12 protein-coding genes and 1 tRNA gene are annotated in these 20839 nt (G+C 51.1%); 5 read left to right on the forward strand and 8 right to left on the reverse strand.

The genetic code is table 11. From position 1 onward, the window contains the following. The first annotated feature begins 26 nt into the window (after positions 1-26). Complete coding sequence (locus IPM52_13005; protein ID MBK9292525.1) at positions 27-2120, forward strand: fibronectin type III domain-containing protein; 2094 nt, start codon at positions 27-29, stop codon at positions 2118-2120. 122 nt (positions 2121-2242) lie between these two features. After that, entirely contained in the window at positions 2243-3925 is a 1683-nt protein-coding gene (locus IPM52_13010; GenBank protein ID MBK9292526.1) for a hypothetical protein, read from the forward strand. Between the two features lie 98 nt (positions 3926-4023). Here IPM52_13010 and ubiE read toward each other — a convergent pair whose 3' ends face one another. The 3 genes from ubiE to IPM52_13025 are packed head-to-tail and all read right to left on the reverse strand — an operon-like array spanning position 4024 to position 6949. Then, positions 4024-4740, reverse strand: a complete 717-nt coding sequence (gene ubiE / locus IPM52_13015) for a bifunctional demethylmenaquinone methyltransferase/2-methoxy-6-polyprenyl-1,4-benzoquinol methylase UbiE (protein MBK9292527.1) — start codon at positions 4738-4740, stop codon at positions 4024-4026. A gap of 29 nt (positions 4741-4769) precedes the next feature. Next, positions 4770-5804: a D-glycero-beta-D-manno-heptose-7-phosphate kinase gene (locus IPM52_13020; GenBank protein ID MBK9292528.1), complete on the reverse strand. Its 1035-nt coding sequence runs from the start codon at positions 5802-5804 to the stop codon at positions 4770-4772. Further along, positions 5801-6949, reverse strand: coding sequence for a pyridoxal phosphate-dependent aminotransferase (locus tag IPM52_13025; protein MBK9292529.1), 1149 nt, complete (start codon positions 6947-6949; stop codon positions 5801-5803). Before IPM52_13025 ends, IPM52_13020 begins: the two co-directional genes overlap by 4 nt. 186 nt (positions 6950-7135) lie before the next feature. Here IPM52_13025 and IPM52_13030 point away from each other — a divergent pair, with 186 nt between their 5' ends. Next, entirely contained in the window at positions 7136-7681 is a 546-nt protein-coding gene (locus tag IPM52_13030) for a hypothetical protein (protein ID MBK9292530.1), read from the forward strand. Between the two features lie 47 nt (positions 7682-7728). Here IPM52_13030 and IPM52_13035 read toward each other — a convergent pair whose 3' ends face one another. The 3 genes from IPM52_13035 to IPM52_13045 all read right to left on the reverse strand — a co-directional run bounded on the left by IPM52_13035 (position 7729) and on the right by IPM52_13045 (position 12887). Next, positions 7729-10125 (reverse strand): DUF4397 domain-containing protein, encoded by a 2397-nt coding sequence (locus tag IPM52_13035; GenBank protein ID MBK9292531.1) that lies wholly within the window; start codon positions 10123-10125, stop codon positions 7729-7731. A gap of 94 nt (positions 10126-10219) precedes the next feature. Then, complete coding sequence (locus IPM52_13040; protein MBK9292532.1) at positions 10220-10726, reverse strand: RNA polymerase sigma factor; 507 nt, start codon at positions 10724-10726, stop codon at positions 10220-10222. A gap of 232 nt (positions 10727-10958) precedes the next feature. Continuing rightward, entirely contained in the window at positions 10959-12887 is a 1929-nt protein-coding gene (locus IPM52_13045) for an AMP-binding protein (GenBank protein MBK9292533.1), read from the reverse strand. Positions 12888-13083: 196 nt separating this feature from the next. Between IPM52_13045 and IPM52_13050 the strand changes: the two genes are divergently transcribed. Together IPM52_13050 and IPM52_13055 are read left to right on the forward strand one after the other, a co-directional pair. Further along, positions 13084-13155 (forward strand) — tRNA-Glu (locus tag IPM52_13050). 93 nt (positions 13156-13248) lie between these two features. Next, positions 13249-15339 (forward strand): ComEC family competence protein, encoded by a 2091-nt coding sequence (locus IPM52_13055; protein ID MBK9292534.1) that lies wholly within the window; start codon positions 13249-13251, stop codon positions 15337-15339. A gap of 46 nt (positions 15340-15385) precedes the next feature. On the opposite strand, the gene IPM52_13060 is transcribed toward IPM52_13055, so the two are convergent. Next, positions 15386-17668 (reverse strand): T9SS type A sorting domain-containing protein, encoded by a 2283-nt coding sequence (locus IPM52_13060; GenBank protein ID MBK9292535.1) that lies wholly within the window; start codon positions 17666-17668, stop codon positions 15386-15388. A gap of 31 nt (positions 17669-17699) precedes the next feature. Then, positions 17700-20591 (reverse strand): T9SS type A sorting domain-containing protein, encoded by a 2892-nt coding sequence (locus tag IPM52_13065; GenBank protein ID MBK9292536.1) that lies wholly within the window; start codon positions 20589-20591, stop codon positions 17700-17702. Positions 20592-20839 lie beyond the last annotated feature (248 nt).

Consider the following 20839-nt stretch of genomic DNA (forward strand, 5'->3'; position numbering starts at 1 on the left):
ATTAACAGGTAATGAAAACATCAGTCATGAAAAGATTTAAACTCCTGATAATCTTTCTTTTAGTTGTAACAGCCATGCTGGCGCAACATCCATCGGGGCTAAAACAGACGTCCACCCATCTGGGCATTATCGGAAAGCACGGCTCCGAAGGGATTGTGCTGCGCTGGGCACCGAAAAATTTTGCCGTTTGGCAGATTGCATCCACAAGTAGATATATCCTCGAACGTGCTGAATGGGACGAAAGCCAATGGCCCTTTGCCGAAAATAAACTGAAATACAATAAGATAGGTGATTTCAGGGCGCTTCCACAGCAGGAATGGGAAACGAAGGCTGACATCAACGATCCGTTGGTGGCCGTGGCAGCACAAAGTCTTTTTGGTAACGAGGCTACACGCGCCATGCCTGCTTCAGGCCTGGCTGACCTTCGTCTGGTGGCTGATCTTCAGGAAAACCGCCATGCCATGGCCATGTTTGCCGCCGATTTGTCGGGCAATGCTGCCGCCGCCCTGGGATTGGTATTTTATGATAAGGATGTGGAAGCCGGGCGACAATACATCTACCGCTTACGCACCACAGGCAACAAGGCGGGCTTTGGTGCCGACACTGTTTGGCACTATACCACGTATGATGGTATCCCGACACCTGCCCAAAGCGTTCAATCGGTTCAAACGGTCAGTGGTCACGCCCGCGTGGATGTGATGTGGGACAGGCCTGGCAACGCAGCCAGATTTACTGCGTTCTATGTGGAACGGTCTTCGGACAATAAAACATTTACCCGGCTCAACAACCTGCCTCTGACTTCGGCAACAGGCGACGACCAACCCGAGGTCCACCTTTTCAGAGATACCACTGCGACAATCGGCAAGCGATATTTTTATCGTGTCGTTGGCATCACGCCCTTTGCCGAAACATCCGCGCCCGGCGAGTCGGTGCCGGGCATGGCCCGCGATATGGAAGGCCCCCTTCCACCTCAAAAAACGACTGTCGTTCAGGCCGACAACAGTTTTGTGATTGAGTGGGAAATTGAAAATCAGCTGATTGCACCCGACGCCATAGGTTGGTCTGTCAAAAGGAGCATAAATGCGTCCGGGCCTTATCAAAGCCTCCACGATAAAGTGTTGCCGTTGCGACAGCGTAGGTTTACGGACAACAATCCGGTTCCCGTTATCACAAATTATTACAGGGTATATGCGGTAGATACAGCCGGCAATGAAACCCCGGGGCTCATTCAGGCCGCCATATGGGTTGATAGCATTCCTCCCGCAGCACCGGCTGGCCTCAGCGCAAAGGTAGATTCCACAGGTGTGGTTCATATTTACTGGAATCCCGGTCTTGAGGCCGACCTTCAAGGCTACAGGGTTTTTGTGCGCGACGACCGCAACAAAGACTGGTATCAGCTCACCAGCCGGCCTATTGTTGAGAATAGTTTTACAGATACGGTTGATTTAAAATCCTTATCACGGTCAATTCAATATACCGTAGTTGCAACCGATTTTCATTACAATACCTCGCCCTATGCCCCTGCCTTTACGCTACGCCTTCCCGACCTGGTCGCACCGTCGGCACCCCGTTGGGCACCATGGAGTGTGGAGGACGATAAGGTAAAATTGAACTGGTATCCCAGCGCTGCAAGCGATGTGCGGGTGCACCGACTGATCCGCACCAGTGAGCAGGGCCGCTTTAAGCTGTACCGCGATTTTAAACCTGGCGAAAATTCCACACTGGCAAGCCTGACTCCCGGACAACCTTCATCTTTTGCCCTTGTGGCCATCGACAGTGTCGGCAATGTCTCCGACACGGCCTTTTTGCGCAATGTGATGCACACCAAAGCATCCAGGCTACCAGCAGTCCGCGGTTTTAAAGCTAAGCCCGATGCCGCGCAGCGATCAATCCTGCTCGAGTGGTCCTACGATACCCGGAACGATGTGTGGTTCAACCTCTATAGAAAAAAACCCGATGGAGATGAGCTGGAATTCGTCGGCAGATTTGATGCAGCCTCCAGGTCGTACACCGATCGTGGCCCAAGCGCATTCCGCCAGGGATTCGATTACTACCTCAAAGCAGTGGCTGCTGACGGGAGCGAATCAGAATGGGCAGGTCCGCTTCGAATGCGTTTTTGATCCGGTGTTAACCAATCACATGCCTCGAGCTCAGTGCAGATCTCATCAGAGCATCACCTCCAACAATCGGTCGGAACTCATCACCGGTTTTGCTCAACTTGCACAAGTAAATTTGTAATATCATGAAAATCAACAAAATATTTCTACTGTTGTTGGTGTTGATCACACAAAAGAGTTTTGGACAAGATCTGGAGCAAGTGATCAAAGCAAAGCCGCTGAGCTGGTCGGGCGCCATTGGTACAAGTCTGGCAAGCCAACCAAAACGAGGAAAACAGCCTGAAGGTAGTCCTCTTAATTATTCTGTGTTTGGCAACCTGAAACTCAGTATTTTCGAAACCGTCGATCTGCCATTGTCGTTCAGCTATTCCCGCTTTGGGTTCAATGTGGAAAAGCCTTTATATCAGTTTGGGCTCACACCCACCTACAAATGGCTCAAGCTGCATCTTGGTCACAGCGCCATGCACTTCAACAATTACACGCTTTCTGGTCATACCTTTTTTGGGGCCGGGGTCGAGCTCAATCCGAAAAAACTTCGTTTTGCTGCCATGACCGGCAGGTTGCGCAGTCCCGTGCTAATTGATGCCCTCACCGGGCAAGCAATGGAAAACCCACAGTTCGAACGCCTTGGCTGGGGTGTAAAGCTTGGTCTGGGCAGCCAGTCAAACTTTGTGGATCTGATGCTTTTCAAAGCTTCCGACCGCATCGAAAGTATCCCCAACTGGCAGGACAGTGTTTATCAGCAAACCATCAGCGGTCTCACCGGCAAGTTTGCACCACAGGAAAACCTGCTCGCAGGATTGACTACCCGTCTCACATTTTTCCGGCAGATAGTGCTGAATATCGAAGCAGGAGGCAGTCTGTTTACATCTGACCAGTCGTCGAAAGCATTGCTCGAAAACGTTCCTCTATTTACACCCCGCCTGAGTACGACACTGAAATGGGCAGGAAAAGCTTCCTTGTCATTTCCCGTGGGGCCTTTCCAGCTGGAAACTGTTTACGAGCGAATTCAACCGGACTATTTTTCCTTGGGAACCTATCAGATCGTAAACGACCAGGAAAATATCACCGTTTCGCCCACAGGAAGCTTATTCAAAGGCAAATTTTCATTCACCGGGATGTTCGGAACAAACCGCAACAACCTCATGGGCAACAGGTCAGAAACCACGCGCAGAATAATCATCAATACCAATGCAATCATCGCACCCAGGCCTCACTATGGGCTCAACCTGGGTTATTCCAACTTCGCATTCCGGCAGCAGGCGCAGGCCATCGTGCTCAACGATTCAGTGTTAATCCGTCAGGTCAACCGCTCCCTCACCATCATGCCCTATTACAATATCCTTTCCGACACCTCGCGGCAACATGCCATCAATGCAGCCTTTATCCGACAGCAAGTGGACGACCTAAATCCGGTTACCAGAAAGTTCGGAAACATGCTAACAACCATGTATTCAGGAAATTATACACTAACTTTAAATAAAGGGTTTAATTTTTCTGCCGGACTCAACCACACTACGCTTAGCAGTCCACTGCTCGAAAACAGGCTGACCGGCCTGAGCCTGGGTGCCGGGAAAAATTTCAAACCATCTGGCATCAACTTAAGCTTTAATACAAATTTCAGCAACTCTTCTGTCGATGGCAACTCCGATGGCATGGTCGTAAATGCCGGTTTTGTTGCCAACATGAAACTGAAAAAGAGACATGAGTTTCGCACCAACCTGCACTATTTGCGCACCACAAGCAAGCAGTTCGACTCGTTCAGCGATCTTGTTTTCCAAATGGGCTACACCTTACGCTTGAATTGAACGCGGACAATGGATGCTGCAGCTGACTTTTGGGTCGTCTGCCCTGAAAGCGTTGTAAGAGACCAAAGAATTGCTGAAAATACCCAGAGGATTGTAAATCAAGCCTTAACGGCACTGTAAAAGGTCGCAATCCCAAAAGTGAGTCGTTTTTGGCGGGTCTGGCTATATCCTGCTGTCTCCAGCCTCTGCATAAAAGCCTCGCCTTCCGGAAACAGCATCACCGACTCGGGCAGGTAGGTGTAGGCCCCTTTGTCTTTCGAGAAGATTCGGCCAAGTCCGGGCAGGATATGGCGAAAATAGAAGTTGTATAATTGCTTGACGGGAAAGGTGTTAGGTTTCGAAAATTCGAGTACGGCCACCATGCCACCTTTTTTGGTCACGCGAAACATCTCACGCAATCCGCGGTCGAGGTCTTCAAAATTACGCACCCCGAAAGCCACCATCACGGCATCAAAATATCCATCTTCGAAGGGTAGATTTTCCGAGTCGGCCTGTATCAGCTCAATCTGGTCGTGCAGTTTTCTGGTCGCCAGTTTTTGTTCGCCAACGTCGAGCATCTTGCGCGAAATATCAATGCCGACAATCCTGGCCTTGCTGTGCCTGCTCAGGGCAATGGCAAGATCGGCCGTGCCGGTGGCCACATCGAGCACCCTGGATGGCTGGGTTTCCGCTACCGCTTTAACCACCCGCCTGCGCCATAACTTGTCGATATTGGCCGAAAGAAAATGGTTCAGGAAATCGTATTTGTGGGCAATGTTGTCGAACATGGCCTCCACCTGACCTTTTTTGCCCGGAGCGGGCGCAGGTGGCGGCATATGTACTTTCTTTTCAGTCATGGAAACATTTATTGCAACACCTTCAACAGTTCGTTGCGCAGTTTTGTTTTGTCCACGGGCACCACGCCCACTTCTTCGCATACCAACCCGCCGGCCAGATTTGACAAAAATGCCGTGGTTCGTGCATCCTGCCCCAGCGCCAGACAAACGGCTGCCACGCTGATCACGGTGTCGCCGGCTCCCGAAACATCAGCTATATTGCGCAGAAAGGCCGGCAAATGATGACCCTGACCTGCATTTTCATTTCTTTCGCGGATGTACACGCCTTTTTCGGAAAGGGTCACCATCACCATATCTGCTTCAAGCTTTTCCTGAAGCAATTCCACGGCCCGTGAAAGGTTGCTCATCGTGATCTCTTCGGTATAATTCATGCCCTCCCGCAATTCTTTGAGGTTGGGCTTGAACAGGCTCACCTTGCGGTAATCCAAAAAGTGCCTTTTCTTAGGGTCAACCGCTACAGGAATATGATGTTCCCTGGCCATGGATACCACTTCGGCAATCAACCGGTTGTCGATGACGCCTTTGTCATAATCCTGAAAAACAATGGCATCCACGTTTTTTTGGGCTATCTCGCGGGCCACCCGCTCAACCAGGCTGGTGGTAACCTGTGTGTCCACCTGCCGGGTGGTTTCTTCGTCCACGCGCAGCATCTGCACATTGTTTCCGATGATCCTGAATTTGGTGGTGGTAGGTCGGTCGTCGAGCCTCAGGATGCCGCCGGTGTGCATCCCATAACGCTCGCACAGCTCGATGAATTCGCTGCCACGCACATCGTTTCCAACCACAGATATCATCACCGGTTCGGCGCCGAGGGCATGAAGGTTAAGGGCCACATTGGCTGCGCCTCCAAGGCGGCTGGTGCGCTCCCTTACCGATACCACCGGCACAGGCGCCTCGGGGGATATGCGCTCAACCTTTCCGAAAATATAGGCGTCAAGCATCACATCGCCAATCACCAGGATGCGCAACCTGCCAAACTGATCGAGCAGGCTTGTGGCCTGTTCAGGCCTGAGTGGCAACGCTTCCGTTTTGTTTGAACTCATCGTAGTTTCTGGAGTGCCTTTTCAATTCTGTTTACAGCTTCGCGTATCTGCCCTTCCGATGCGGCATACGAAAAACGAATGCATTCTGCATTGCCAAAGGCAGCACCATCCACAAGGGCAACATGTGCTTCTTCCAGCAGATAGATGCAAAGGTCGTAGCTATTGGATATCAGTCGCTTACCATCCGATTTTCCAAAATACCAGCTCACATCAGGAAACATGTAGAAAGCCCCCGATGGAAAATTAGGTTTCACACCTTCTATGGCGCTGAGTTTTTCGTAGAGCAGGTTGCGGCGGCTTTCGAAGGCGCGGAGCATTTGCTGCAACTCTTCCGAGTCTTCGGGCCTTGTGCGAAGGGCTTCAAGTGCAGCAGCCTGCGAAATGGTGCAACTTCCCGAAGTATATTGTCCCTGCACAATGTTGCAGGCGTCGGCCACCCATTGCGGCCCGGCCATATAGCCTACCCGCCAGCCTGTCATGGCAAATCCTTTCGATAAGCCGTTGATCACAATAACCCGTCCTTCGAGCTCTTCGAAACCGGCAATACTGACATGCCGCCCCTCGAAACGAATCAGCTCATAGATCTCGTCGCTGATCACCATTACATGCGGATGCCGTGCCAACACCTGAGCAAATGCTTTTAACTCATCAAAGGTATAAGCCGACCCGCTCGGATTGCAGGGCGAACTGAAAATGAAGGCTTTGGTGCGGTGGCTAATGGCTTTGTCGAGGGCTTCGGGACTTATTTTAAAATCCGTTGCCACCCCCGATGGAACGATCACCGGTACACCGGAGGCCAGTTTGACCATTTCAGGATAGGATACCCAAAACGGAGCAGGAATCACCACCTCGTCGCCTTCGTCGAGCAGACTGAAAAAAGCATTCATGATAGATTGCTTCGCTCCGTTTGAGACGATGATTTGTGAAGGCTTGAAATGCAGCCCGTTGTCGCGAAGCAGTTTTTCAGAAATAGCTTTACGCAGGGCGGCAGTTCCCGGCACCGGTGGATAGTGGGTGTCGTTGGCTTCGATTGCCCTGATGCCGGCCTGCTTCACAGCTTCGGGCGTATTGAAATCCGGCTCGCCAATACTCAGGGTGATCACATCAATTCCTTGCTCTTTCAGCTCGCGGCTCTTGCGGGTCATTCCAAGGTGGCCGATTCGGTGAGCGACCTGACCCTCTTCGATATGGCCTGGTGTTCCATGCAGGATGCATTTAGGGGGCAAATTTAAGAATTAAACCTGCTGTAAACGGGCATTTTATCACCTTATCAGGAAGTGATTCATACCAAACCCCAATAATGTTAGTTTTACAACTGCAAACACATCCTCATGCTCACCATCGTCCTCATTATTTCCGGGCTTACCCTGCTGACAGCCGTCGGCCTGGCCCTGTATGTATTCCGCTTTCGCAACGAAGCATCAAACCGTTTGGCCCAATTAGAACAGCAAATTATTTCGTTGAACCGCCTGCCGGAAAGTCAGAAAACACCTGATAACCAGGCTGGACTGTTTCCGCTCAGGGTGCAGGCTGCCGAGCGGCTGATTGTCCTTGTCGAACGCATCAAACCGGGCATGCTGGTGCACCGTCATCTGACTTCGGCCGCTACAGCTGCACAGCTTGCCGCACTCATGCTTCAAAATATCCGCGAGGAATTCGAATACAACATCTCGCAACAGCTGTATGTGAGCGAACGTTCATGGCAGCTGATTTCGGCAGCCCGCGAAGAAATCATCCAGCTCATTCACCTGAGTCTGGCTGCTGTGGAAGCAGAGGCCAGCCCCGAAATGCTGGCCAGAGAGCTTTTCGCTGCATCACTCAGGTTCCCCGACGAGGCACTTGCCAGCCTGAGGGCAGAGCTGAATACACAGAAATAAAAAAGCCGGCTGAAAACCGGCTTTTGAAGTTCAACAATCAATTGTATTTATCTGGTTATGTACAGCTTGCGGGTCTGAGCGCTGGTGGCTGTCCTGAGCTGAAGCATATATACCCCGGCTTTCAGGTCGGATACATCCATGCTCACCTGGTGCGGGCCTTCGGAATATCCGCCAAGCGGCAATGTTTTGATCAGCGAGCCGGCAATATTATAGATCTCGGCATTCACCAGGTCGTTGTTGCGCAATTCGAAGCTCACCTGAACCTTGCTACTCGCCGGGTTGGGATACAACCTCAGATTGTTGTCCATTCTTTCTGCAAGTGATGTAACCACCGGCAGGGGAATGAGCGCACCCCCCGAAGGCAATGCCGCATAAAGTCCGAATGCCGGACCGTTGCTGTTGGCATCCGGATTCAGGAAGCCTGAGGCGAGCACGGTAAGCGCCTGACCACCAAGGCCAAGGGTCTGGAGTGGCGCGCCAAAAGTGGCCACAGTCACCGTTCCGGTTTCATCTCTCACTGCCAGGGCATAATCGGCTGTTGGGAGGCTGAGATATCCCGCAAACTCGCCATAAGCAAAGTTGTCGATAATTGTGCCTGCACCCACGCCAACTTCCACCACATCAACCACCGGTGCATCGGTCGAACCATGAAATACCAGTACATCAGTCGTGTTGGCACCGGCCGAAGCTTCTTTGGCTCCGGGTTTTACGTAAATGTTGAAGGGTTTAAAGGGATTGTATCCGTTTTGGTTTACCAATCCATTGGCAACCAGCACGTAGGCATTGTAGGGTTCGAGGGTGTAGGTCTCCGACCACAGTGGGTTCTCCGGGGTGGTACTTCCGGCAGGTTTGATAGCCACTGTGAGCGGAGTATTTGCCGGTGCATCGATGAAAGGTGTGGCTGTACGGAAGGCAAAACTGTTGATGGCCTTGGATTCATTGATCCACACATCAACCTGAGCGGCGGCAGCGTCTGCAGCGTTGTGAATCACCTGAATGCGTGCATTGGGCGAAACGAAGGGCAGAGGAATCAAGTCGCCACCGGAGGCAAGTGCCACAAACAGCCCAAAGGCGGGGCCATTGTTGTTGGCAGCCGGGTTCAGAAATCCGGAAGCAACTACTGTGAGGGCCTGACCACCCAAGCCAAGTGTCTGAAGAGGTGCAAGATAGCGGGCAACGGTAACAGTTCCTGTTTCATCGCGAACGTCGAGGGTGTAATCGGCCGTTGGCAGGCTGAGGTACCCGGCAAACGCCCCATAAGCCATGTTGTCAATAATGGTACCGGCACCTGCGCCCACCTCAACCACATCTACTGTGGGGGCGTCGGTTGCTCCGTGAAACACCAGTACGTCAGTGGTGTTGGTGCTGGCTGAGGCTTCTTTGGCGTCTGGTTTGACGTACACATCAAATGGTTTGAATGGGTTGTAAGCATTCTGATTGATTAATCCATTGGCCACCAGTACATAAGACTTACCTGGTTCGAGCGTGAAGGTCTGCGACCAAAGCGGATTTGATGCACTTCCGCTTCCGGGAGGCTGCACAGCCACAGTGAGGGGGGTGTTGCCCGGCACATCCACGAAAGGAGTTGCCGTGCGAAAAGCAAAGTTGGCCACGGCTTTGGAGTCGTTGATCCAAACATCCACCTGCTCAGCCGCAGCATCCGCAGCGTTATGTATCACCTGAATCCTTGCTGAGGGAGGTGTGTAAAGAGGTAGCGGTATGAGCTCGCCACCGGAGGCCAGGGCCACATACAAACCAAAGGCCGGGCCATTGCTGTTGTCCGCAGGATTCAGAAAACCCGATGCCAGTACCGTAAGTGCCTGACCACCAAGACCAAGGGTCTGCAGGGGAGCGGCATATCTGGCCACAGTAACCGTGCCTGTCTCGTCGCGCACGTCCAATACATAGTCAGCTGTGGGCAACGACAGGTAACCGGCAAATTGTCCATAAGCCATGTTGTCGATTACAGTGCCTGCTCCGGCGCCAGTTTCAACAACATCCACTGTGGGTGCATCCGTTGCTCCGTGAAACACCAGTACGTCAGTTGTGTTTCCCGAAGAAGAAGCTTCCTTGGCCATGGGTTTCACATACACGTCGAAAGGTTTGAATGGATTGTAATTTCCCTGACTTACAAGGCCATTGGCCACAAGCACATAGGTGTTTCCGGCCTCCAGTGTATAGGTCTGCGACCAGATCGGGTTGGAAGCACTGGTGCTGCCCGGAGGCTGAATCGAGATCGTGATGGGCGTACCGGCAGGAGCATCAACAAATGGCGTGGCCTGGCGGAATGCAAAATCCGAGAGGAGCTTGCTGTTGTTCAGCCAAACGTCCACGCTTTGAGCGGCAGCATCGGCCGCGTTGTGGATAACCTGCACCCTGGCAGTCTGTGCGAAGGTTGCAACTGCTGCAAAAAGCAGCAAGGAAAGCAGATAGAGTTTTTTCATTGGAGTGGGGGATTAGTTAGAAATTAAATTGATACTTAAAAATGTTTAACATATTAGATTTAATGTTAAACAAAAAATCTTAGGTCAAAAAAAATTATGGTTTGTATTCACTCATGTTTTCCATGAGTTTTTTGCGGCTGTAAAAAATGCGGCTTTTCACCGTGCCGATGGTCAGTCCGAGTTTGTCGGCTATTTCCTTGTACTTGTAACCTTCGTTGTACATTTCGAAGGCCCTGCGGAAATCTTTGTCCAGCTCCTCGATGCCCTGGGTAAGCTCTTTGGTGGCAATAACCGAAAGGGGGTTGAACATGGTGTCCTCGGCTCCCGAATTGATATAATACAGATTGTCAGTCTGGTCAATAAAGGTCTTAGCCTTCTTGTTCCGACGGTAGTTGTTAATGAAAATATTTTTCATGATGGTGAAAACCCACGCCTTGAAGTTGTTGTTGTTCACAAACTTCTCGCGGTACACCAGTGCCTTGAGGAAGGTTTCCTGCAAAAGGTCCTTTGCGTCGTCATCATTGCCGGTGAGCTGACGGGCAAATACCTCCAGACTTTTCTGCATTCCGGTAAGGTTATAGTTAAATTCGACTGCGGTCATGGGATTATTTGTTTAATGTTACGCTTACAAAGTTAAACACAAAAAGATATTTGTCAAGCGAAATCGGAAAAAAGTTAAACAAAATTAATGAATGTGATGGTAAGTTGCAGATTATCAGAAATTTAAGAGATGTTAAAAAGTGTTAGGACAGAAAAAATGTTTAACCCTGCATCTTGCCGGACAGAAAATTACCGGCATGATACAGGGTTGAATGCCTGGTGTGTATGCCTGCCTAATGCTGAAGGAAGAAACGAATCTGGTTCAGATTGTGATTTGATGTAAGCGATTCTGCATCAGGTTTATACATCATTTCAAGAAGGGGATGGTATGATTCTGTTACTTTGTGGCGAACCATTTTCATCGTGGAGTTGAGCATAAGGTTTTGCTCCGTAAACGGTTCAGGCAGGATGGCAAACATTTTTGGCAGCCAGTACTTCGGGAAGTGACCTTTGTAGTTGGGGTGTTCAACAAAAGCATGAAAATCCTTGATCAGTTGCTCCAGCACGAAGGCCGGATCGGCGTGCTGAAAGTCGTGGATCAGGCGGTTGCGTCGGATGTCATCCATAGTCACAAAAGCCACCGTGTAAGGCTTCATATCGTTGTACACCATGGCCTGGCTGAAATAGCGCGAAGTGCTCATAATGGCCTCCTCAATGCCTTCAGGCGAATATTTTTCGCCATTGGGCGAGATCAGCAGGGCTTTCTGACGGCCCACCACAACCAGGAACCCGTCTTCGTCATAATATCCAAGGTCACCGGTGTAGAGCCAGCCATTGCGTATGGTTTTTGCGGTGGCTTCCGGGTTTTTGTAATAGCCTGCCATGACGTTGTTGCCGCGTATGACAATCTCGCCCTGCGTACCAGTAGGCAAAGGACGGCCCTGCTCGTCGGCGATGATGCATTCCAGATTGGGGATCACTTTGCCCGACGTGCCCAGCTTGTGCACCTGCGGGGTGTTGGCCGAAATGATGGGCGATGCCTCGGTTAGGCCATATCCTTGATAGACAGGCACGCCGATGGCAGCAAAAAATTGTTGTTGCGAAAGATCGAGCAATGCCCCGCCTCCGACACAAAACCTGATGCTGTTTCCAAAAACCTGACGCAACTTACTAAAGATGAGTTTATCGGATATTCTGTATGCCAGGCGTTTTTGCCAGCTGAGTTTTTTTCTGCCCGTATAACCGTTGCCATACTGTTCGATACCTGCTGCCAGACCTGCATCGAACAGCCTCCGGATCAGGCCACCCTTGGCGTAAACGCCCTCTTTCATTTTGGCCATAAAATTGCCGGTCAGGGTGGGCACGGTGAGCAAAAAGTGGGGGTTCACCTCTTTCAGGTTGCCGGGTATGTTTTGCACAATGTTTTTGTTGCCTCCTCTGGCGTCCACAAAAAAGATGCTTAGTCCCTTCACGGCGCAGGCATAGATGCCCACCGTGTGGGCAAAAGAGTGGTCGAGTGGCAGGATGATCAGCAAACGGTCACCCTCATTCACATCAAAATACTGCATGGCATCGGTGCTGTTTGCATAATAATTGAGGTGGGTCAGCATGATGCCTTTCGGGTCGCCTGTGGTGCCGGAGGTATAGCAAATGTTGACAACCTGGTTCTCGTCGAGGTTTTGTTCAAATTCCAGCAAACTGGATAGGTTTTTTTCGAGTGCTTGTTTGCCCGATTCGATCATCTTACCAAAAACAAGCACCTCTTCAAGTGGTATTCCGGAGGCCTCGAACAGACTGTTTTGTTGCGCAGGTGCATCATCCAGATAGATCACCCGGATGGGATGGTCGAGTTTGACCAGGGCAGGCAGTGCCTTTTCGAGGGTATTGGCTGAAAGGATGATGGCCTTGCATCCGGCATGGCTGAGCCGGAACACAATTTCTTCGGGAAGAAGCTTGATGCTCAGCGGCACGTTGATGCATCCGGCCATGAGCAGGCCATATTCAGCAATTACCCACGACGAACGACCTTCGGCCAGCAGGGCCACTTTGTCGTCCTTACCCAGACCGAGCTCCAAAAGGGCAGAGGCAAATTGCTGCGCTTTCGCAAATGTCTCGCCAAATGAGATGCCTTTCCAGCCTTCATCGGTTTTATCGTTCAGATAAGGTGTTGTTGCAAACTTTTCTGCTGCCTGCCTCAACAGGTGTATCACATTTCGCTTCATACTCCGGTTCTTTAAGGTGGCGCCTGCACTGATCAAGATACAACAAGCATCTATTCAGCACATTAAATCTTTTGAATGGCAGCGCCCCCTGATTTTTGTGAGCCCAAAGTTGCAAAGATTTGTTAATTTGATTCAAGAGTTAAGATTTTTTTTGTGGTTTTGAAAAATACCATTAATTTTGCAGCACATTTCGAACGCTCCCTTCGTCTAGGGGTTAGGACGCCAGGTTTTCATCCTGGTAACAGGGGTTCGAATCCCCTAGGGAGTACATCAGCCGGTCAATCCGGCTTTTTTTATTTACACGGCTTGTCTCAAATCTGGCTCTTTTTTAACTTAGCGCCTGCGACAGCTGTCTTTCACCTTGAATATTCATCTGCAGAAATATCCGCTGCTCAGGATCACGCCCATGTTTGCCTTTGGCATATGGCTTTCGTGGCAGGTGGAGCCGGGTATGTTTTTCCTGTTTTGGTGGATTGCGCCTGCATTGCTTGTCATGGCGTTTGGAAGCTGGTTTTTTCTGAAGGATTATTCGCTACGGTGGGTTGCGGGCCTGATGACACACCTATTTTACATAGGTGCAGGATTGATGGCTGCATTGGCTGCGCGGCCTGAACTTAATTCAAAACATTTTTCCAATTACGAAACCAATGGAGCCATGCTGGTCAGGCTGACCGAGCCGCTTTCGGAGCGCAAAAACACCTACAGAGTTGTGGCTGAAGTGAGGGCTTTGGCCGACACTTCCGGTATCAGGCCGGCAAGCGGGAAGCTCATGTTGTATCTGCGCAAACCACTGTCCGATGAGTTGCCGGAATACGGGTCTTTGCTCCTCGTCACCGGTAAACCCGAACCTGTTCAGCCCCCGCTCAATCCCGGTCAGTTCGATTTCAGCACACACCTGGCGCGCAAAGGTGTGCTGCATCAGCTGTTTTTGAAGGATGGCGAATGGCACCCCACAGGACAAGTGGAAAAGAATCCGGTATATGCACTGGCATATCGGGCAAGGGGATACCTTGTGACTTCCATGAAAAAGCATGGACTTGAGGGAGACGAATTTGCGGTTGCTTCGGCCATTTTGCTGGGCTACAACGAGATGCTTTCACAGGAATTGCGTAAAGGGTACACTGCAGCTGGAGCCATGCATGTGTTGTGTGTTTCAGGGCTGCACGTAGGCATTATTTTCCTGATATTCAGTTTGATGCTTGGCTTCCTGGAACACTTCAGGCGGGGAAATCTGATTCGCGGTATCCTTTTGCTAATTATCATATGGTTTTATGCCTTTATCACTGGCCTGTCGCCCTCGGTCATGCGTTCCTCGCTCATGATTAGTTTTCTTCTGGCAGGCCAGATGCTTCATCGAAAGGGCTATGCACTCAATACCCTGGCAGCAGCCGCATTGCTCATTTTGCTTATCGAGCCCAATGCTGTGTTCAGCATCGGATTTCAGCTTTCGTTTGCGGCAGTAGCATCCATTCTGATCTTTCAAAAACCTATTGCACAGTTACTTACTTTCAGGAACAAGATTGCAGCCTATTTATGGGAGGCCACTTCAGTGGCGTTTGCTGCCCAGTTGGGGACCACACCAATGGTGTTGTATTATTTCAATCAGTTTCCATTCTATTTCTGGCTGAGCAACCTGTTTCTCACACCTTTATCCTTTTTAATCATTGCCTCGGGCATGCTCATGTTGTTGAGCAGTCCTTTGCCCTGGATTCCCCTGTTGCTTGCAAAGCTTACTTCAGCACTCATTTTTGCAATGAATGCGCTGATTCAATGGGTCGAATCGTTGCCAATGGCTGTGGTGGAACGTCTGTATATCAATCATTATGAGTTGTTGATATTGTCGGTGATGTTTCTCCTGCTGGCATTGTTGATTCGCAAGCAGTGGTCAGGTGTGTTGATCCCTTTGTTATTTATGGGGCTGCTTATTATCGGGAGCATCACCCACCGGCATCTGCAGACCCTGAAGCAGCAAGGCTTTGTGGTGTATTCTGTACAAGGCCGCACGGCCATGAGTTTTGTGAGTGGTAGCAATCATGTGTTTGTGGCCGACAGCGCGCTGCTGCAAGATGAAGGTGCAATGGCCTTCCATTTTCAAAAATACTGGAACCGACTTGGTTTAAACAAACCTTTAACGTTTGCTACAGGCGATGCGATCCGGACAGGGTTCCTTGTTAAGGAGGGGTCTTATGTAGTTTTCGACGGGCAATTGATCTGTTTGTGCGATGTATCCAAACCTGTCGCCGGGGCTGATGCTGATTTTTTACTTTATCATGGCACGCGCGCTGCGAGGCGTTTCCGGCCATTTTTGCCTGATGAAGGCCGTGTGGTGTTGTTGGATGCCTCGCTCCGAAAGCATGTGTCGGATGCAATTGCAGCTGTGGCAGTTGCCCGGGAGATTCCGGTTTACGACCTGAATCGTGATGGCGCCTACGTTTACCAACTCAGGAAATAAAAAACCCCTGCTTTGGGCAGAGGTTTTTTTATTGATTTTCTGTCGTTTACTCTATCATGAGCTTGCGCGTCGCTGATTGTCCGGTGCTGCTTTGGAGCTTGAGCAGGTAAACTCCTTTACCCAGATTGCGCAGGTCGAATCGCTGGTTTTCGAGCAGGCTGTTTTCGATGGCGGGCTGATGGTAAACACGTTTACCCACCAGGTTATACACCTCCAGTTCGATGGTACCAACCATTCCCGGTGCACTGATAGTAAAGAGGCCCTGACCCGGATTGGGATGGATGCGGATGCTGGCCGAGGGGTTTTCACCAATAGAAGTTTCACTTGTGGTTACAAATGAAAAGGTCTGGCTCCAGTTGGTGGTATCCAGCCCCTGGATGCCACGAACACGCCAGAAATAGGTGGTTTGAGGTGCCAGCAGGAAGACGGTCTGGAACGAACTGCTTGTTGGCATTTGTGTATTGGTAACAGCAGGGTCAAAAGTGTTACTTGTGCCAAACTGAAGTTGATATTTTTCGGTTCCCCTAATGTGTTGCCATTGGAAGCGCGGGAGCCTGATCACGTTGGTGGCATTATTTGCAGGCGCAGTGGGTGTGACGGTGGAGGCTGTGGTAAACTTGAACACCGGCGACCAGAATGAATTGCCTCCGGCATGGCGCGCCCTCACCCGCCAGTAGTAATCGCGCCCGAACGACATGCCCTGGAACCGGTATTCGTTTGTCGAGCTTTCGAAGGTGAAGGGATCAGCAAAGTCGGGGGTGAGCGAACGCTGAATGGTGTAATTGACGATTCCTGTCATGGCGCTCCAGCGCACCAGGGTGTCCAGTGCAATGTTTGTGGCATTGTTGGCCGGGCTGGTGAGGGTGGGGCTGGCGTTGACAAAGAACGACCTTGGCGATGACCAATCGGAAGTAGATTGGGCGTGGCTGGCACGCATGCGCACATAGTGGTTGGCGCCAAATGCAAGGTTAGCAAGCCTCAATTCTGAAAGGCTGGCGGAAAGTGGGAAGCTTTTGAGATAAGGGCTATTGAAACCTTCACCCTGGAACTTGATGATGGCACCGGAGTTTCCGACAATAAATCCTGTATTGGCATCCATAAGGTAGATGCCATTCAGGTTTTGTGTGGTACCACTGGCGATCACACCCCATTCTGTTCCGTTGAATTGAATCAGGGTGCCGTTGGAGCCAACGATGAAGCCGTTGTTTTCGCTGAGCATGCACACATCCCAGAGGTCGCGGGTGGAGCCGGATGCCTGCTCGGCCCAGCTTTGGCCGTTGAAATAAAAGATGCGTCCGGCGCGTGCTGAAGCCCAGATCTTATCAGGCGCCAGAGCCCAAAGTCCGGTGATTTCGCGGTTGGCAATAATGCCATTGCTCCAGCTGGTTCCGTTAAAATAGGAGAAGTTACCGGCTGTACCTGCAATCCATATGTTGTTGGCGTCTAGACCATGTATTGCATTGAGCGTCACGTTTCCGGTGATTCCTGAACTAACCGGCGACCAACTGTTTCCATCCCAGCGCAGTACGGTTGCAGAGGCACCAACAGCATAACCGTTGGTTGCGGAAGTGAAAAAGACTCCGTTGAGGTTTGCAGTGACCCCGGAAGTTTGGGGCGCCCATGCCGTACCATTGAAATAAAGAATGGTGCCTGCCTGACCCACTGCCCAACCATTGTTGGCATCCACAAAAAATACGTCGTTCAGATTTTGGGTAGTACCACTGGTCAAAGGTGTCCAGCTGGTGCCATTGTACTGGAGGATGGTGCCACCGTTGCCAACTGCCCAGGCCTGATTGGCCGACAACTCAAATACATCATTGAGTTGTGCAGTCACACCCGAAACCATATTGGCCCACGAATAGGCCGTGTCCACCTGCATTTCATATTGGGTCACTCCGGTGAGCGGCGACCAGGTAATGAGCGGGTTTGGCATTTGGTTCGACTGGTTGGCAGGGCCTGTAATGCTAACAGAATTGGTCACACGGAATGAAAATGGTTCCGACCAGTCGGAAGTGAGTGTGCCATCGGAGGCACGCACCCGCCAGTAATAAACCGTATTGAAAAGCAGTTCGTTCATCTGCAGGGCGGTGACAGTGACCGGAGGAAAGGTGATGGCGTCGGAAAAGTCGGCATTGCGGGCAAGCTGCACCTCGTATGTGACAACAAAGCCCTGACCTGTAACGGCATCCCAATCGAGCAACACGTCGGGCATCTGGCCTGTGGCGTTATTGGCAGGTGCGCGCAGGGCAGGGGAATAAATCCTTGTCTGTGCCGAAAGGCTGGCCGAAAACCAGGAAATCAGTGCGAGAAGGAGGTAAATATTCTTCATTTTCACTTCGTTTTATTGCTGATAATGCGTCTTAGTAAACCAGGAATTTGACAGTGGACTTTTGCTGACCTGCGTCGAGCATCAGCAGGTAACTGCCGCTGCGGTATCCGTTCAAATCGATGCGTATTTGTTGTTTGCCGGGTGTCATCCTGCCGAGCTGGCGTGTTTCGATGAGTTGGCCCGACTGATTGAAGATGCTGTAGCGGAGTTCGGCTTCAGCGGGCAGCTCAAATTCGGCGCGGGCAAAGCCACTGGCAGGTGTGGGGTAAACCAAAACGGGGAAGTTTTTGCTACTGCCAGCAATCTGTTGTTCGCCTATGCCTACCGGCATGCGGAAGTCGTTGCAGCGCATCAGACCGCGACCGAAAGTGGCAGCATATAGAATACCATAGTTTGTAGCTCCGGGGAAGTTCACCACGAGGGTGTCCACGTTGATGAGCTGCAAGGTGTCGGGGGTTTTATTGATGATTTGCTGCTTGAGATCCATCACCGGGATGTTGGCCAGGTTTTGGTCGGCTAACCAGACAGGGTTGGTGTCGAACAGATTGTTGGTGTGGAAAATACCCATCTCTGTACCAACGATGGCCAACCCGTTGTTGGTCATTTCGATCACACCCGAGTAAACAGGCATTTTGGGCAGGTTGCCCTGCTTGCTCACAAACAGGGGGTTCCCATCGAGGCCGTTGGTGGTGGCAAAAACATAATGATCGTTGCCATAGTTGGCCAGGGTAACCATCACGTTATTTGGATTCTTGGGGTCAACGGAAATGGAAGTGATGGCCTGGCTTACCGGGGTGGAGGTGCCGGGTACCAAAAGTTGCATCTGCCTTGTGGCTACAATGCATTGGGGGCTGGTTACACTGGCAAGTGTTGCATTGTAAGCCAGCGCAATGTTGGAGATGCGGAACAATTTGCCGTCGCGCATGCCTACCCACACATGGTTGCCGTCGGCTGAGTAAGCAATGGACTGCGGGATGCCGGTAAACCCAACAGTGCTGTTGGAGATTTCGAACCACTCGGGGGTTTTGGCAAAGTTCAGGAATTCTTTGGTCATCCAGAGACGGTTGGCCACTGCAATGAACAACCTGGTCGAAACGGGATCTTTCAGGCGGATGGTATCGCCTTGATTCAGGCCTACGCCAGCTGGCAGGTTGGTAAGAAATGGCTGGTCGAAATTGGTGCTTCTGGCCTTCACCTGAGCACCCGGCGAATAGTTTCTCTTTGCTTTGAAAGTAATGCTGTCGCGGCTGTTTTCATTGGTGAAGCTTTCCCACAAGGCAATGGGTGTGCGGAAGGCCTGCGGGTTGCCGAATCCTGAAGCAAGCAGGAACTGCGTGGAGAAGGTAAAGGCCATGTCTTCTGACCTCTGCATGCTTCCAGCTGTGGCCGAAACGACAATGGCATTTGGGTTGATTGTAGAAACTACACAAGAGCCTCCTGACGTGGTAGGCGTATAAAGCTTTTCGCCCTGACGAAAAGTATTACCTTCGCCTGAGATGAAGATAGTGCCCTGATCTTGTGCACCGCCCAATACCCTGTTTTCGATGCCCGAGGGGGCCACGGTGTAGAACTGGGCAGTCATGTAATTGCGGTTGCCGTTCGAATAATTAAACAAATCACCGTTCACCTCACCTTTGAATATCCCACCATCGGTAGCCACAAAGAAGGTGGTGTTGCTGCCGGGTTTGAAAACAACTCTTTGCTGTCCGAAGTGCACATAAAGCGGACTGAAAAGGCTGCCAGCACTCGACGATACTACGTCCCAGGCATAGAGGCCGGCCTCGAGCACGCGCCTTCCTTGCCAAAGATTGACACCACCAAGGATGATGCGGTTCGGGTCGTTGGGGAACACCGTAATGTGGTTGTTGTATAAACCTCTCTGGTTGTATGGATTAACACTCGTAGTGGCCGGAAGAATCACGCTCCATGTGTCGCCTTTGTCGCCGGAGCGATAGATACCCAGATGTATGCCGAACGAATTGATCAGCACTGCATACATGATATTCGGATCGGAAGGGGCTACAGCAAGTTCAACGCGTGATACGTCGGCTGTGGGGAGGGTGTTGCTTTCGGCCGTGGAGCGGAGCACAAAGGCTTGCGGATCTCCATTTTTGCTGATGTACACCTTGTTATCAACTGCGGCCATCAGGGTGCCGTCGGAGCCAACCTGCACATCGGTGGCATTCAGGCTGAGATCGTTGCCGTTGTTGTCTTTGGCAATCTGCCAGCTGTTGCCGCCGTCGGTGCTGTAGCGCAAACCCGCATTGGTGGCTGCGAATATGTGGCCGCTGCTGTTGATAGCAAGCTCGTTGATGAAAGCCCATGCGGCATTGTTGTCGTTTGGCTGGGGAACGGTGGCGGGCAATTGGGTGAAATTGGTTCCGTCCGTCGATTTCCAGATGCCGTTGCCCATAAAGCCGGTGGTGTAGGCCATGTCGTTGAGGCCGGTGAGCAGGTGGGCGCCAAAGCCATCACCTGTTCCCACATAGATGTCGCCATTGGGGGCCTGTACCATGCAACTTACCGTGAGGTTGAGGCTGCTCACCGGCTGCCAGGTGACGCCCTCGTTTACCGTCCGCCAGATGCCGCCGCCTGTCGAGCCTGCCAGCAGTGTGATTTTCTGCGGGTCGCGCGAGTCGTAAATGATGGCTTTGGTCTTGCCACCATAATTGTCCGGTCCAAGCGGCGTCCAGTTCAGATTCGTCTGGTTTTTGTTGCTAACCATGCGGTTCACCTGATTTCTGGCTTCGAGCACATGGGCCGGATCGAGCTTGCCAGTGTGCTGATTGCTGCGAAGCATGTGCAGATAAGCCTCGTCGCTCAAGGGTGCGGAGGCCGGATTGTTGTCGTTAACAGGATTGGAAATCAGGTGGTTAAAGCAAAAAATCAAAAGGATACCAGAGAGTAGAAGTCCTTTTCTCATATCATGCAGTTTTGTGGGTATTTCGTATATGGTTTTCGGTTTAAAACAGTGGCACAAGTTACGCCAAATAATTATTCAGACAAGCCCGAAATGCGTAATAATTTTAACAGTAATTAACACGCCTTTCCCGGACTCAGCGCTCTGACTGCACAAATATAGCAGGATATGGTTCTTTGGTGCCGGGCAAACCGCATTATTTTGGTTCAACGAACAATACAAAATAATTGTGCTTCACATGACAGATGTGC

This window comes from Bacteroidota bacterium (genome assembly GCA_016715945.1).
GTDB lineage: Bacteria > Bacteroidota > Bacteroidia > Bacteroidales > F082 > JALNZU01.